Source organism: Ellagibacter sp. (assembly GCF_048412355.1).
Lineage (GTDB): Bacteria > Actinomycetota > Coriobacteriia > Coriobacteriales > Eggerthellaceae > Ellagibacter.
This window is the reverse complement of sequence record NZ_DBFSAP010000047.1, coordinates 36,395-52,167: the sequence shown is the minus strand read 5'-3', so window position 1 is coordinate 52,167 and position 15,773 is coordinate 36,395. Positions and strand designations below refer to the sequence as shown.

Below are 15,773 nucleotides of genomic sequence, written 5' to 3'. Positions count from 1 at the left end.
AGGGGAAAGGATAGTCATCATGGCCATCAAAAAACATGAGGAAATTCGTCTCAACGTGAAGCCGATTTTCTTGACGCTGTATCACGAGTACGTGTTCGAGGGACCGTGCCGCTTCGGTGAGGGCATCCAGCTTGAGAAGGAATTCGACCTCCACATGGCCGCCGAGAAGTTCAAGGGTTGGTATGCTCAGCTCCAGGCTGCTATGCCGGAGAACGTCGTCAACCTGCTCGAGCCCGTCAAAGTCGAGCGCGACGAGAACTTCCTCACCAAAGACGAGATGATCGACAAGCTTGCCGAGGGAAGCGAAGAAGTCGACCTGTACTTTATCGGGTATGCGAGCCGCCCCTACGATTTGGCTCTCGAGTTTGCTCAGCGCGTCGGCAAGCCCTGCGCCATCACCCAGGCATGCTGCGCCTCTGCTATCACGTCCGCCGAGTTCCTTGCCCGCGGCCTTGAGTTCTACTCCTTCGAGGATTGGGAGGACGCCACCGAGTACATGACCGTCCTGCGTGCTCGCAAGGTCATGAAGGACTCGAAGATCCTCGCCGCGACCCGCATGACGAGCACCGTCTCGGTGAGCGCGCCCGACTCGATCATCGACCCCGAGAAGATCACTGAGCGCTTCGGCACCCGCATCCGTTACGTCTCCGCTCATGAGCTGCTTGACCAGATTTCCTACGACGACCCGATGGAGAACTACTGCACGCCGGGCCGCAAGGGCTTAAACCTCACCGCCGAGGACGAGAAGATCATCGACAAGGAAACCGACGAGCTCATCGCAGGCGCCGAAGAGTGCGAGATGACGCGCGAGATGGTCAAGAAGTCCGTCGAAGCCAACTACGGCATCCAGAAGTTCCTCGACGCCTACGAGTGCAACTGCTTCACTGCTCCGTGCCCCGATCTGTGCGCGACGCGCCGCCTGAACCAGAAGCAGTTCACGATGTGCCTGAACCACTCGCTCAACAACGAGCAGGGCATCCCGTCCGCATGCGAGTACGACCTGGGCGCCGTCGTCTCTAAGCTGATGCTGCAAGCCATCGGCCGTCGCCCGTCCTACATGGGCAACTGCTTCACGAGCCCGGTGCGCCATGGCGTGCGCGCCCAGCTGCCCAAGGCGCTGTTCTTCACGCCCGAGCATGTTGACCAGAAGATGGAAGAGCTCGGCGACATCCCCAACGTCGTCCTGACCTTCCACTCGGTGCCGAACCGCCGTTGGGAATCCTTCGACGAGGACTTCCGCCCCTACGCGATTCGATCCTTCGCCCGCTCCGGCTTCGGCGCGACGTTGCGCTACAAGTTCGAAGAGGACGCCGGCCAGACGATCACGATGTGCCGTGTCGACCCGAACGTCGAGAAGCTCTTCGTCGCGAAGGGCAAGATCATCACCTCCATGGGCTACGATCAGACCAACTGCTCCATGGGCGTGTTCTTCCAGGTGAAGGATTCCAAGGACTTCTTCAAGAAGCAAGCCGCCATCGGCAACCACATGCCGCTGATCTATGGTGACTTCGAAGAGCAGGTCATCGAGCTCGGCGAGCTGCTCGGTCTGGAAATCGTCCAGGCGTAAATCGAGCCAACGAGAAGGCGTATCACGCGCCGAACGCCAAAGCCCGCGGCGCCGCAATCGACGTCGCGGGCTTGTTCTTTCCCGAGTTCGGGGCTCGGGTCGGCAAGAAAGGGGATGGGGAACGTGAAGGCTCCTGACGAGATCCAGCAGGAATTCATCGACGGCTTCGTCGCCGCCGGTGACACGTTCGAGCAGTTCGACTACCTTTTGCAGCTGTCGGCGCAGCTCGAGGAACTTCCCGAGGAGCGCAAAGTGAAAGAAGTGCTCGTTGAGGGGTGCCAGTCGCAGGTGTGGCTCTACCCCTCGTGGGCGGGTGCGGTGCCAGGGGAGGGCTTCGCGCTTGACGGCGACAGCGACACGCTCATGGTGCGCGGTGTGATTTACCTGTTCCAGCAAATGTTCTCGGGGCAAGATGCACGGGCGATTATTGAGTGCCCCGTGCGTTTCGTGGAAGAGACCGAGCTCGTCTATATTTTCGACGCGAAGCGGCAGGCGGGCGTTTCCGCAATCGCGTCAACCATCAAGGATTTTGCGCGCAAGGCGCTTTCCGATAAGGAGGAACCTCATCATGACTAGCACGATGACGCTGAAAGATCGCCTCGATATCGCGGCAAAGGACGCGCAAGCTGCTCAGGAGAAAATCACGTCGGGCACGCTTAGTCGCGAGGCGTTTCGCCAGGAGGTGCGCAACTACACGCTCGCCAAGTTTTTCCTGACCGAAGACGAGGTGCGGGCTTTGGGCACCGACGACATCTTGAAGCTTGCCGATGAGAGCGTCGAGAAACTCCTGCGCCAAAACGACAAGAGCGTGAAGCTTGCGGAAGGCTCGACCACGTGCACCAACCAAAGCTCGACCGACATCAAGAAAGTGCTTTTGTCCTTGACGCTTCAGCGCGCGCTGAACGTGCGCTTCACGCCCGAGCAGTCTGCCGACCTTGAGACGATTACACAGCTCGCAGACGCGCTCTTCGATGCGAAAGATGACCCGTCCATGCGCCGAGATGCCTGATGAACTAGAATGCTCGGCATGCAACGAGGTACCAGGGCGAAAGGGATGGCGAACATGGATGTGGAACGCGTACGTGAGGATTTCCCGATTTTGGGACAGCAGGTTCACGGCCATCCTCTCGTGTATTTGGACAACTCGGCGACGACGCAAGTTCCCGAACAGGTGCTTTCCGCTGTTGCTGAGCACTATCGGACAAGCAACGCGAACGTGCATCGTGGAATGCACTACCTGGCGCACGCCTCGACCGACGCGCTCGAGCGCGCGCGGGAAACGGTCGCCCGCTTCGTCGGCGCGGCCGATTCGTCGTGCGTGGTGTTCACGCGCGGCACGACCGACGGCTTGAACATGGTTGCCCGCGGCCTGGCGCACGAACTCGGGCCAGACGATGCCGTCGTGGTGAGCCTCATGGAGCACCACTCCAACTATGTTCCCTGGCAGCAGGCGTGTTTTGCCGCAGGCGCCGACTTCCGCGTCGCCGGGCTCACCGCCGAGGGCGACCTCGATGAGGCACATTATGCGGAGCTGCTCGCCGACGGGAAGGTGAAGATCGTCGCGATGACGGGATGCTCGAACGTGCTCGGCACCGTGACCCCCGTGAAGAGGCTTGCCCAGATGGCCCATGATGCGGGCGCCTTGTTCGTGCTCGACGGCGCGCAGATCATGCGCCATGGCGTGGTCGACATCGCGGATTTGGGCGTCGACTACCTGGCTTTTTCTGGCCATAAGATGATGGCGGGCACGGGCATCGGCGCGCTTTGCGGCACGCGCGAGGCGCTCGAGATGCTCGCACCACGCGACTTCGGGGGCGAGATGGTGGGGAAGGTGACGCAAGCGCTAACCACCTGGGAAGAGCTTCCTTTGCGCTTGGAGGCGGGCACGCCGAACTACGTGGGCGCGATCGCGCTCGGTACGGCATGCGACTACCTGTGCGCTTTGGGTCGCGAGGAGATTGCGGCGTATGAGTCCGACCTGGTCAACCATGCAATTGGCGTGCTTGGGAAAATCGAGGGGCTCCATATCGCTGGTTCGCCGAAGGAGCGCGCGGGTCTTGTGTCGTTTACAATCGACGGGGTGCACCCGCTCGATCTGTGCACGCTCATCGACGCGCGCGGTGTCGCCCTGCGCAGCGGACACAACTGCGCACAGCCCGTGCTCGATTGGCTGGGAACGAGCAGCGTGGCGCGACTGTCGCCGGCATTCTACAACACAACAGCCGAAATCGACTTTGCCGCGCAGCAGATAGGCCGTGCCGCGCAGATGCTCCGGGCCGCACGGTCTCGCATGTAAAACTACAACGCTCCGTCGGTGAACGAGATTGTGCCCGCGTCGCCATCGACGATGCGGCCGATCTTCCACGCCGCGCGCCCCGCGAGCCGCTCGAATTCCCGTTCGAACACTTCTGCCTGGTCGGGAGGGATGGCTGCCAAAATGCCGCCCGAGGTTTGCGGGTCGCAGATCACTCCCATGCGGTTATCGAACTCATCGTCGTCGAGCGTGCCCTGCCGCACGTATTCTTCCGCGAGGTCCATGATGGAGAACGCTCGGTTGGGGCGGCAGTACGCGCACGAGAGCTCCCATACGCGATCGAAGGTGGGAATGGCGCCGAAGTCCAGCTCGGCCGCCGCATTCGACGCTTCGAGCATCTCGTGGAGGTGTCCCGCCAGCCCGAAGCCCGTCACGTCGGTCGCCGCGTGGACGCCCGCCGCAACCATGGCCTCGCCGCCTGCGATGTTGAGCTCCATCATCGACTCGACGGCAGGTCGGAACTCCTGCTGGGTGACGAGCTCGTTTTTCACGGCCGCGCTCATGATTCCCGTGCCGATTCGCTTGGTGAGGTAGAGGACGTCTCCCGCAGCCGCGCCGCCGTTGCGCACGATCTTGCTCGGATCGACGGTGCCGAACACGCACAGGCCGTATTTCGGTTCCTCATCATCGATCGTGTGGCCGCCCGCCACGAACGCCCCCGCCGCATGCGCGGTGTCGGCGCCGCCGCGCAAGATCTCCCCCGCGACCTCGGCACCGAGCTCGCTGTCGAGCGCGAGCAGGTTTAAGGCCACGTGGGGGCGGGCCCCCATCGCGAACACGTCGGAGAGCGCGTTCGCCGCCGCAACGCGTCCGAACTCGTAGGGGTCATCGACGACGGGCGTGAAGAAGTCGACCGTGAGCACGGCTGCCGTCGTATTATTGATTTCCCACACCGCCGCGTCGTCGCTCGTCTCGAACCCGAGGAGGAGCTTTTCCTTGTCGGGCAAATCGATTGCCGGTGAGAGGCAGTGCAGCGCATCTTCGAGGTCGCCCGGACCCCATTTCGCCGCTCAACCGCCCTTGCTGGTGAGCTTCGTTAGCGCAACTTTTTCCTTCTCACTCATGGGCAATCTCCTTTCGAGTCGAATTCAGTATACCAGCGCCGTGCGGGACGACGGCGTCCTTGCCTTCCCTCCGATGCCGCTCTGCTCCTTTCCACCCGACGTCGCCGGGGGAGGCGTCGTCTATTCGAAAGCCCTGCCATTTCGCAATTGGGAAGGCATCGTCGCGGGGAATTTGCGCGCATCATTCCTCAAGGTTGATGAAAGAGAGGAAATCAACCCATTTCCGTGCCAGATTCAACCTGTCCATAAAGTGGGCTATTCTCGAATAGGATAGTGCAGGTCAATTCAACAATATCTTACAAAACCTTCACATTGCAAAAAATACTTTCTGAGCTTCCTTTGAAAATGTTGGAGAGAAAGATGCGTTATCCCAGGTCAAGTATCAGTTTGCAAAGGAAAGGCCGTTCCCCCGACAAATAGCCCTTTTGCGGTCTCATTTGTTGAATTTGTGTCGACAAGTCTCGTACCATGAGCAATTGACGAAAGGGCAGCGTATGCCCTGACGCGGTATAGACGAGGGAAGACGAGAATTTGGAAGGAGAGACGAGATTATGAACCTGACACGCAGGGGCTTCATGAAAGCCACCGGCGCAGCGTTCGCGACGAGCATGGCGTTCCAGTTGACGCAGCAGTCGCCTGCTTTGGCTGTTGAGTCGAACAGCGACTGGAAGCTCGTGAACACTGAAGAGTACACCAACATCTGCTGCTATTGCGCAGGCGGATGCGGTTCGCTTCTTTCGGTGCGCGACGGCGAGCTGATCAATCTCGAAGGTGACCCCGACCATCCCATCAACCAAGGTGGCTTGTGCCCGAAGGGCGCGGCCATGTTCCAGCTCCGCAACATTGTGGATCCGGAAACGCGCGAGGTCATCAAGAACCCCGACCGCGTTACTAAGCCTATGGTGCGCCGCCCCGGTGCTTCCGAGTGGGAAGACATCACCTGGGAGGACGCCGTCAAGGAAATCGCGCGCAAGGTTAAGGACACGCGTGACGCCACGTTCGAGGAAACCGACAAGAACGGCCTCACCGTGAACCGCACCCCGGCAATTGCCAGCCTGGGCGGTAGCCAGGAAAACTCCGAGGAGGAATACCTGATCCTCAAGATGATGCGATCGCTCGGCGTGATCGCCATCGACAATCAGGCGCGTGTTTGACACAGCCCCACCGTTGCCGGTCTGGCAGCATCATTTGGTCGCGGCTCTATGACGAGCCACTGGTGCGACTTCCAAAACACCGACGTCATCCTCCACTGCGGTTCCAACTCCGTTGAGAACCACCCGGTCAGCTCGCTGTGGCTTGGCAAGGCCCACGACCGCGGAGCGAAGTGGATCGTCGTCGATCCCCGCTATACCCGTACTGCTGAGCAGGCGGATATCTACTGCCCCATCCGCTCGGGCACGGACATCGCCTTCTACGGCGGCATGTATCACTGGATCATCGAGAACCTGATCGATCCGAATCTCGAGAAGTACCTCGCCACTGCTGAGATGGGCGACTACAACTACGAGTACCTGCTCAACTACACCAACGCGTCTTACCTGCTCGACCCCGAGTTCGACTTCGACCCCGAAACCGGCCTTTACTCCGGTTGGGACGAGAAGACCAAGACCTACTCCAACCATTCTTGGCATTATCAGACCGAGAAGGAAGAGAACTGGGACACCTCCGCTTCGGGCGACTACGCCTGGGTTAAGAAGGACGGCGTTCCCGAGTTCACCACGCCGACGCTCACCCTCCCCAAGCGCGACATGACGCTTCAGGACCCGATGTGCGTCTACCAGCAGGTGAAGAAGCACTACGAGCGCTACACCCTCGACGCCGTGTGCGACATCTGCGGCATGGACAAGGAAACGCTCGAGCTGGTGTACTCCACCTACGGTTCCACCGCAAAGCCCGGCCGTGCCGGTATGGTGCTCTATGCACTGGGCCAGACGCAGCACTCCTATGGCGCCCAGAACACGCGTGCCATGTGCGTTATGCAGCTGCTCCTCGGCAACATCGGCATCCCCGGCGGCGGCGTGAACGCTCTGCGCGGCGAGCCCAACGTTCAGGGTGCAACCGACATGGGCATGATGGTGAACGAGCATCCCGCTTATCTGAAGTGGGCAAACACCACCGATCGTTCCAGCTTGCGCAAGTGGCTGGAATCCCAGACGTATTCCGCCGGCTACTACACTAACAAGCCGAAGTTCATCGTGTCCTCCCTCAAGGAGTGGTTCGGTGATGCCGCAACCGTCGAGAACGACTACGGCTACGACTGGTGGCCGAAGGTTCCCTCCGAGAAGGGCGACCAGGACTACACGCATATCTCCACGTTCGAGCTCATGAAGCAGGGCGTCATCAAGGGCTATTTCAACTGGGGCATGAACCCCTGCCACTCGGCCCCGAACGCCGGCAATGTGCGCCGCTCGATGGCGAACCTCGATTGGCTCGTCGTGGCCGACCAGGTCGAAACCGAGTCGGCGGCCTTCTGGAAGGCTCCGGACATGAACCCGGCCGAGATCCAGACGACGGTGTATTTCCTCCCCTGCGCGCTCATCTACGAGAAGCCGGGCACCATCTTGAACTCCGGTCGTTGGCTGCAGTGGCGCTACCAGGCAGTCGAGCCGTGGGACCAGGCCAAGCCTGACCTCGAGATGTGCGACCTCCTGTGGACGGAAATCTGCCGTCTGTACGAGGAGGAAGGCGGCGCGAACCCCGACCCGATCCTCAACACGAAGTGGGATTACTACGTCAACGGTAAGATCGACTTCCGTCCGGTTTCCTGGGCGCTCAACGGCTACCGTACGGCCAACTCCGACTTCAAGGCGGGCAAGGTCGACCTGCTCAAGGGCTACTCCGAGCTCGGTGCCGACGGCTCCACCTCCTGCGCGATGTGGATCTACTCGGGCTTCTACAACAACAACGACGCTCCGCTCGATCCGGCCCAGCAGCCTATCGGCCGCCGCGACAACAACGACAAGTCGGGCCTTGGCCTGAACTCCAACTGGGCGTTCAGCTGGCCTTCCAACCGTCGTATCCTGTACAACCGCAACTCCTGCGACACCAAGGGCAAGCCGTGGAATCCCGACAAGAAGCTCATGGAGTGGGACGGTAGCAAGTGGGATCTGGTCGACCAGGGCGACTTCGTGTCCGCCAAGAACGGCAAGCCGGTTCCGCCGAACAACAACACGTTCTTCATGCTGTGGGAGCAGAACGCGCGTCTGGAATCCTACGGTATGGAAGACGGCCCGATGCCCGAGCACTACGAGCCGTTCGAGAGCCCGTTCGATAACGCGCTCAACGGTTCGCAGAACAACCCGATGATCAAGTTCACGGAATACGAGTCCACCGCCCATGGTGGAACCGACGAGTACCCGATCATCGCGACCACCTACTCCGTCACCGAGCATTGGCAGACCGGCGGCCAGAGCCGCTCCTGCCCGGCGCTCGTGGAGGCTATGCCGTCGCAGTTCTGCGAGATGTCCGAAGAGTTCGCTGCTGAGAAGGGCATCAAGCCCGGCGACAAGGTCCGCGTGTGGAACAAGCGCGGCTCCGTCGTGGTCGACGCCTACGTCACCAAGCGCCTGAAGCCGTTCACGATTCACGGCAAGACACAGCACCAGGTGGGCCTTACGCATCACTTCGGCTGGACGCACCTGTACGGCACGGGCGACACCGTAAACGACCTGACCCCGAACGTCGGCGACCCGAACACCATGGTGCCCGAGTACAAGGCGTTCCTCGTCAACATCGAGAAAGCATAAGGAGGGGGTAAGACATGACTGAAATGGCTATTCTTTACGACACCTCCCTGTGCACGAACTGCAAGGGCTGCCAGGTTGCCTGCAAGGTGTGGAATAACCTGCCGTCCCCGATCGGCACCAACGAGAACAAGTTCTCCGGTTCGCTCCAAAACCCGGCAGACCTGAACGGCAACACGCGCCTGATTCAGACGTTCCAGGAGCGCGACGCGGTTCGCGGGCAGAAGCCCGTCGACTGGATCTTCAACCGTCGTTCCTGCCAGCACTGCACCGAGGCTCCTTGCGCCACGGTGTGCCCTGCTGGTGCCATCACGAAGGACGAGGACACCGGATTCGTCCACGTCGATGACTCCAAGTGCGTCGGCTGCCATTACTGCGAAGGCGTGTGCCCGTTCGACGTGCCGCGCTACCGCACCGAGGGCATCCGCGACTACGTTAACAAGTGCACCGGCTGCCCGGATCGCGTGGCTCAGGGTATGGACCCGGCCTGCGTTTCCACCTGCCAGCCCAACGCGCTTCGCTTCGGGCCGCGAGACGAGATGCTCGAGCTTGCCCAGGAGCGCCTTGAGATCCTGAAGGGTCGCGGCTACGAGGACGCCGAGATCTACGGCGCCAACGAGATGGGCGGTCTGCATGTGATCTCCGTGCTGAAGTACGGGCGCGAGGCCACGGGTCTTCCGGCCAACCCGTCCGCTCCGGCAACGGTGGGCATGACCCGCGTCATGAAGCCCGTCACGGGCGTCGTCACCGGCCTCACGGTTGTGGGCCTCGCGGCGATGTTCGCTCTGGGCGTGGGCTACAAGCGCGACAAGCTCGTGTACAACCCCGAGACCGAGGACACCGTCAGCCTGATCACCGGCGACGTCGTCAAGCATGGCGACGCTCAGGACGAGAAGTCCATCAAGGAGCACATCCTCGAGAATCATCCGTTCGGCATCGGGAAGGGAGGCAGCGATGAGTAACGAAGCAGTAAACGTTTCTCCTGAGCAGCTTGCCGCTGACAAGCAGTTCCTCAAAGATCGCGAAGCCGCTGGAACCGAGCGCTACATCAAGCGCCACTCGCTGCAGGCTCGTTTGACGCATGGCATCGCAGTTATCGCCTGCATCCTTTTGTGCCTGAGCGGTTGCTTCGTGTTCATTCCGCCTCTGGCCCAGATGGTGGGCTCCGACGTCGTGTTCGTCTTCCGCATGGTGCACCGTGTGTGCGGCATCATCTTCGTTGTGGTTCCGCTGTTCAGCGCTATCGCATCGCCTAAGGGTGTTGGCCACATCTTTAAGAACCTCTTTGCGAAGTGGACTTCCGACGACAAGAAGTGGATGGCGCTGTTCTTCCCCTACCTGTTCCTGGCAAAGTGGATTCACATGCCCGATCAGGACGAGGTGAAGTCCGGTCAGCGCTTCGCCGACGGCATGCTGTGGCTGTTCGGCCTGCTCATGGCTGTTACTGGTGTTATCCTGCTCATCGGCGAGCTGGGTCTTGCTCTCGGCACGACGGTTCATGGCGTCCTGCTGTTCCTGCATGACTTCGGCTTCCTGATGATCGCCGTGTTCGGCTTGGCTCACATCTTCCTGGGCGCGGGCATCTTCCAGCCGTATCGCGGCACCTACAAGCTCATGTTCGGCAACGGCATGGTTTCCGAGTCCGACGCGATCTACCACTGGGGCCACTGGGCTCGCAAGGAGATCACCGAGGGCAAGAACGTGGTTGAGAAGCCTGCAGCCAAGTAACTGATTCTATTAGCCGTTGAGGCTGGTGGAAAGTTTGATTCGGTGGACCCATCCGACAATCTCGGGTGGGTCCCCGTTCTCTGTGGAGATAGACGGCTCGCTATTTGCCCGCCTCGCGTCAAACGCTTGGGTTGGGTCGAGGCAGGCAAATACGATCGACGAGAAAGGCGTGAACATGAACAACAAGGCTGCCAAGCTTGCGGCGGAGCATTATGGGAAAACGCTCGATGAGGTCGAAGTCTCGCGCATCGATTTCTTCATGAGCCTGTGGGCGGCGCTCGATGGCGCCGATGCGGCGGGGCAGACTGCTGCGGGCTATGAGGCGCCTCCTGCGGAGCGCGTGGCCGCGCTTTCCGAGGCGGAGATTCCCGTGTTCTCGAACGCCCCTGTGGAAATCGACGCCGAGGCGCTTGCTCGCGGAATGTCAGCGGTGATCGCCCGCGCTGCCGAGCTGGGCGGCTTCGACGACGAGATGGCTGCTGCGCTTACGGGCGTCAATTGGGATGATGCCATTGCTGCAAGCGATGTCGCCCTGGCGGGCAAGAGGCCGATGGAGTATCTGGCCGCATTCGCCGAGCAGCTGGTGGACGGCGGTATGACCGAGCTTCAGGCACAGATGGGTCAGCTGTTCGCGTCGCTCGCGCTTCGTTGGCAGCTCGAGGGTCCGGCCGAAGCGGTGGCCCGCGCCCGCAAGAAGGCGAAGGTGTTTTACGATCATCAGATGCACTGCCCCGCATGCGGCGGCGACGCGGCGCTCGCGCGTGTGGGCGAGGGCGGCTCGGGCGACGGCCGCAACAAGACCTTGTGGTGCGCGCAGTGCGGGACGAGCTGGGAATTCGATCGCATCCGCTGCCCTCGCTGCGGTACGCGCAACCAGGGAAACCTGCACTACTTCAACATCGAGGGCGATGAGGGCCATCGCATCGGCACGTGCGACGAGTGCGGCAGCTACATCCGCACGCGCTTTGCAGGCGAAGGCGACAGCGCGCCATATTCTCCTGAGATCGAAGACGTCGTGATGGCCCGCCTCGACGCCGTGGCGATGGATCCCTCTTTTGCGGGCGGGTCGGCCAAGCGCACGGGAGAATAGGCGAGCAAACAGGCGAATAGTAGAGCGAACCGCGGGTGGTGTGAGCTTTCTTCTCGCTGATGCGGGGGTCTCGTTCAAGGGCGTCGACGTTGTCGGCGCCCTCGTTATTTCCCTGACGACGGTCCACCCAGAGATGCCGTGGCGTCAAAATGAAGTCACCAAAACCCTCTCGATTTTGCCTTGCTCGTATTGAATCGTCGAAACCACGCAGGTGCGGCCTGGTTCGCCTATACTGATGCTCATCTCACAAACTAATAAGAAGGCGAGTTTTACATGATCGAAGTGCTTTGGCACGGTCGCGGCGGGCAGGGGGCCTTCACAGCGGCACGGCTTTTGGGCGCGGCGTCCTCGTTCGCTGATGGCGCCTATGCGCTGGCGTTCCCCTCGTTCGGCCCTGAACGCCGTGGCGCCCCTATGCGCGCGTTCACTAAGATGTCGCGCGAGCCGATTGGCGATCGCAGTGCAGTGAACAGGGCGAACTACGTTATCTACCTCGATGATACGCTGCTTGGCGAAGGTTGGGAGGATGAATTGCTTCCCGGCGGCAAGGTTATCGTGAACTCGGTGCACTCGTTCGATGACCCGCGCATCGTGTCCATCGATGCGAACGGGATCTCTCAAGAGATTCTTGGCAGGCCGATTCCCAACACGGCGCTTCTCGGTGCGCTGTGCTCGGTGTGCGACTACGTGAGCGCCGACGACGTGAAGCGAGCCATCGAGGGCTATATGCCCGCGAAGCTGCACGAGAAGAACAAGCGCGTAGTCGATGCGGCGCTTGAGGCGGTGGGGAAGACCTGTGCCGGGGAAGTGGCTGGAAATGCCGACGAGTCCACAGAACACCAGGTCAGCGAGTCTGTTTCACGTGAAACGGCCGAGGGGGAGTCTGCTCTTGCGCCCGCTTCCCGCGGCGAGGCGCTCATTCCCACGCTGCAAACCGCTGCGCTCAATCCCGCCGACTTCGCCCATACTACCTGCTACGACGGCGGTTACCTCGTGGCGAAGAACGCAGGCTGGCGCAATATGCGTCCGGTGCTCGATGCCGGGAAATGCACGGGCTGTCTGCAGTGCTACCTGTACTGCCCCGATGGCTGCATCTTCCGTCCTGCGCGGCAGACGGCAGATGCAGCGGGCGCGGCAGCCGTGGCTATCGATTACGATTTCTGCAAGGGGTGCGGCGTGTGCGTCGAGGTGTGCCGCTTCGGCGCGCTTGCCATGGTCCCCGAAAGCGAGGGTGATGAGCGATGAAGCGTTTCCTTTCAGGTGACGAGGCCTTCGCCGAAGGCGTTCGTCTCGCGAAACCGCAGGTGATTTCCGCTTACCCCATCACGCCGCAGACCGTCGTGGTCGAGCGGCTTTCCGAGATGGTGGAAGAAGGCTCGCTCAACGCCGAATACGTACACGTGGAGTCCGAGCACTCGGCTCTTTCCTGCGCGATGGGCGCATCCGCCACGGGCGCGCGCACGTTTACGGCGACCTCGAGCCAGGGCCTTCTCTACATGGCGGAGGTCCTCACCTACGCCGCGGGCGGGCGTTTTCCCATCGTGATGATGAACGCGAACCGCGCAACGGCGCTCCCGTGGAACATCTACGGCGATCAGCGCGATTCGCTGGCGCTGCTCGACCATGGGTGGATCCAGGCGTATGCGGAAAACAACCAGGAGGCGCTTGACCTGGCGCTTATGGCATATGCGGTGGCTGAAGACCCCGCGGTGCTCACTCCGTTCATGGTGAACCTCGACGGGTTCGCGCTCACGCATACCTACGAGACGGTCGATGTGCCCGCCGAGGAAGACGCCGATGCCTTCTTGCCGCCGTATCAGGCGACGAACTGCTTCGACTTCGAGCATCCGAAGAACATCGGGTATTCCGCCGGCCCCGACTACAACCGCTATTTCAAGTACTACGAGCACAGAGACATGCTCGGCGCGTTCGAGACGATCAATTGCGTGGAAGCGCGCTTCGCGGAATGCTTCGGGCGAGCGTACACGGGTCCTATTGAAGCGGTGAACTGCGACGATGCCGAAGTTGTGCTCGTGACGCTGGGCTCAATCGCGGGGCTTGCGCGCGAGTCGCTCGCAAGGCTGCGCAAGCAGGGAAAGCGCGTGGGCCTTTTGCGCATCCGCTACATGCGCCCCTTCCCAGCGAAGCTTATCGCCGAAGCGCTTGCGGATGCGGCGGCGGTCGGCGTGCTGGAGAAGGACATCTCCTTCGGGGCCGAGGGCACGGTGTTCACGAACGTGAATTCTGCGCTCCAGCAAGCGGGGTGCACGATGCCGACGTTCAACTTCATCGGCGGCCTCGGCGGTGACGACATCACGAGTGCCCAGATGGACGCCATGTTCGACGCGCTGCTCGATAGTGCGGGCGAGCGAGGGCGCGATGATGCTGCCGCCGGGCGGAGCTACGACGATGTCTCTACCGGCCAGAGAGCCGGGCTCGGCCGCGTGAGCTTCCTTGGGATAGACTTTCCCGTTGCAAGCCAGCCTGCATGCGGCGACGATTGCGAAGAAGGTGCGCGATAATGGCGATGAATGCGAAGAACATGCCTGCTGACGAGCTGTTTTTCGGGCATAAGGCATGCGCTGGCTGTGGCGGCTCGCTTGCGGTCCGCGCAGCGCTGAAGGTCCTCGGCCCGAACGCGGTGGCGGCACTGCCCGCGGGTTGCATGAGCGCCGTCGGCTTCAACTTCCCCCAGCTGTGCTTTGCGAACAACGCGATGATCACGCCTTTCGCGGCCACGGCGGCAGTGCTTACGGGCATCGAGGCTGGCTTGCGCGCGCAGGGGAAGAAGCCTGACGATTGCACGGTCGTCGGCTTTGCGGGCGACGGCGGCACGGCCGACATCGGCATCCAGGCGCTTTCGGGCGCGATCGATCGCAACGACGACGTCCTCTATATCTGCTACGACAACGAGGCGTACATGAACACGGGCATCCAGAAAAGCTCGCTCACCCCCTTCGGCGCTAAGACCACAACGACCCCCGCAGGGAAGAACGCCCACGGGTGCCTCACGCAGAAGAAGAACGTGTTCGAGATTATCGCAGCTCACGGGCTTCCCTATGCCGCAACGGCGAGCGTCGGGTATATGAACGACTTCCTGAAAAAGCTCGAGCGCGCGAAGGGCATCCACGGCACGCGGTTCATCCACGTGATCGCGCCGTGCCCGACAGGATGGGGCGCTCCCGAGTCGAAGATGGTCGATCTCGCCCGCGACGTGGTCGATTGCGGGTTGTGGTATCTCGCCGAATACGAGGGCGAGCAGGAAAGCGGCGTCCCTGGCGGGAAGTTCACGCTCAACCGCAAGCCCCGCGAGTTCGCGAGCGTGCGCGATTACCTGAAGAGCCAAGGCCGCTTCCGTGCTCTTAGCGACGAGGAGATTTCCCTGGTCGAGCGCTCGCGCGATGCGAAGTGGGAAATGATCGAACGCGATTGGGCTTAACGCTAACCGTCCACTCCGAGCTGCGCCTCGTGGCGCTCGCCCTTGTCGATGATGTCGACCGACTCGATGCTTGAGACCTCGCCGCCTTCGACTCGGTATTCGGTGAGGCGCAAGTCCATGGTCTCGATTTCGCTCGTCGGCTTTTTCAGCTTTACAACGAGGGTCGATCCTTCTTGGGTGATCGACTCGATTTCTTTCCCAGGAATCGACCCTCCCGAAAGCTGCACTTGAATCCAGCCGTCTTGCGGCTTCCATCCTGCACCTGGCATGGCAACGATGGCGCCGCCTGAAACCTGCATGCACAATACGGGCAGGTCGTCGTCTTGCGTCCAGGTCCACGTGGCTTTGGCGTCGTTCGAGGCACTGCAGCCGAGCGCCGTTGCGGCCACGGCTGTGCACGCTGTCGTCACAAATGCCCTTCTCGTCATGTGTTTTGCCATCGTCGCCTCCGTTCCGAGCGGCTTCCATCGATTGCCATTGTCCCATATTTGGCACTGGGACGTCGAGCGAGCCTTGCCGTAAAGGTGGTTTTGAAACCTATTTGTCACCCCGCCCAAATTCCATTACGTCGAATTGAAGCAATGGGTATGGTGAATCACCTCGTCACCTTACTAATAATTGGTACGTGAATCAATGAAACAGCAGGTGGCGATAAATAGCGAACAATATACTGAGGTAACTATTTGCGATATTGTCATCCTGCAAATACCCAAAAAGTGCTAGTATATTGAATTCGTAAACCCGCATCTGGAAATGTCCCTCCATCACAGAGGGCTTGCCTGTGACGAGAGGTAAGTATGACCAGCTGAAATTGCGGAGATAGTTAGG

13 protein-coding genes are annotated in these 15,773 nt (G+C 61.0%); 11 read left to right on the top strand and 2 right to left on the bottom strand.

What is annotated here, in order from left to right:
* The first annotated feature begins 19 nt into the window (after positions 1 to 19).
* The 4 genes from ACMRQN_RS06995 (at position 20) to ACMRQN_RS06980 (ending at position 3,863) form a co-directional block, all read left to right on the top strand.
* A complete protein-coding gene (locus ACMRQN_RS06995) occupies positions 20 to 1,567 on the top strand; it encodes a hypothetical protein (RefSeq protein WP_158048896.1) in 1,548 nt (515 codons plus the stop codon).
* 114 nt (positions 1,568 to 1,681) lie between these two features.
* Positions 1,682 to 2,143: a SufE family protein gene (locus ACMRQN_RS06990; protein WP_418734381.1), complete on the top strand. Its 462-nt coding sequence runs from the start codon at positions 1,682 to 1,684 to the stop codon at positions 2,141 to 2,143.
* On the top strand, positions 2,136 to 2,576 hold the full coding sequence (locus tag ACMRQN_RS06985) for a hypothetical protein (RefSeq protein WP_418734380.1): 441 nt from the start codon (positions 2,136 to 2,138) through the stop codon (positions 2,574 to 2,576). Before ACMRQN_RS06990 ends, ACMRQN_RS06985 begins: the two co-directional genes overlap by 8 nt.
* 54 nt (positions 2,577 to 2,630) lie before the next feature.
* Positions 2,631 to 3,863 (top strand): aminotransferase class V-fold PLP-dependent enzyme, encoded by a 1,233-nt coding sequence (locus tag ACMRQN_RS06980; RefSeq protein ID WP_418734379.1) that lies wholly within the window; start codon positions 2,631 to 2,633, stop codon positions 3,861 to 3,863.
* Positions 3,864 to 3,865: 2 nt separating this feature from the next.
* On the opposite strand, the gene selD is transcribed toward ACMRQN_RS06980, so the two are convergent.
* Positions 3,866 to 4,945: a selenide, water dikinase SelD gene (gene selD / locus ACMRQN_RS06975; RefSeq protein WP_418734378.1), complete on the bottom strand. Its 1,080-nt coding sequence runs from the start codon at positions 4,943 to 4,945 to the stop codon at positions 3,866 to 3,868.
* Between the two features lie 551 nt (positions 4,946 to 5,496).
* Between selD and ACMRQN_RS06970 the strand changes: the two genes are divergently transcribed.
* From ACMRQN_RS06970 to ACMRQN_RS06940, 7 genes are all read left to right on the top strand, one after another.
* On the top strand, positions 5,497 to 8,691 hold the full coding sequence (locus ACMRQN_RS06970; protein ID WP_418734377.1) for a molybdopterin-dependent oxidoreductase: 3,195 nt from the start codon (positions 5,497 to 5,499) through the stop codon (positions 8,689 to 8,691).
* Between the two features lie 14 nt (positions 8,692 to 8,705).
* A complete protein-coding gene (locus ACMRQN_RS06965) occupies positions 8,706 to 9,650 on the top strand; it encodes a 4Fe-4S dicluster domain-containing protein (protein WP_296059048.1) in 945 nt (314 codons plus the stop codon).
* Positions 9,643 to 10,416 carry a cytochrome b/b6 domain-containing protein gene (locus ACMRQN_RS06960; protein WP_418734376.1) on the top strand — a complete coding sequence of 258 codons (774 nt, stop codon included), beginning with the start codon at positions 9,643 to 9,645 and terminating at the stop codon, positions 10,414 to 10,416. The genes ACMRQN_RS06965 and ACMRQN_RS06960 overlap by 8 nt, the downstream gene beginning before the upstream one ends.
* Before the next feature lie 175 nt (positions 10,417 to 10,591).
* On the top strand, positions 10,592 to 11,506 hold the full coding sequence (locus ACMRQN_RS06955) for a formate dehydrogenase accessory protein FdhE (protein WP_418734375.1): 915 nt from the start codon (positions 10,592 to 10,594) through the stop codon (positions 11,504 to 11,506).
* 273 nt (positions 11,507 to 11,779) lie between these two features.
* Positions 11,780 to 12,751, top strand: a complete 972-nt coding sequence (locus tag ACMRQN_RS06950; RefSeq protein WP_418734374.1) for a 2-oxoacid:acceptor oxidoreductase family protein — start codon at positions 11,780 to 11,782, stop codon at positions 12,749 to 12,751.
* Complete coding sequence (porA, locus tag ACMRQN_RS06945) at positions 12,748 to 14,028, top strand: pyruvate ferredoxin oxidoreductase (RefSeq protein ID WP_418734373.1); 1,281 nt, start codon at positions 12,748 to 12,750, stop codon at positions 14,026 to 14,028. Before ACMRQN_RS06950 ends, porA begins: the two co-directional genes overlap by 4 nt.
* Complete coding sequence (locus tag ACMRQN_RS06940) at positions 14,028 to 14,945, top strand: thiamine pyrophosphate-dependent enzyme (RefSeq protein WP_296059038.1); 918 nt, start codon at positions 14,028 to 14,030, stop codon at positions 14,943 to 14,945. Before porA ends, ACMRQN_RS06940 begins: the two co-directional genes overlap by 1 nt.
* Before the next feature lie 2 nt (positions 14,946 to 14,947).
* Here ACMRQN_RS06940 and ACMRQN_RS06935 read toward each other — a convergent pair whose 3' ends face one another.
* The gene (locus ACMRQN_RS06935; protein ID WP_418734372.1) at positions 14,948 to 15,373 is read right to left on the bottom strand and encodes a hypothetical protein; all 426 of its coding nucleotides are present in this window, start codon (positions 15,371 to 15,373) and stop codon (positions 14,948 to 14,950) included.
* Positions 15,374 to 15,773: the final 400 nt, after the last annotated feature.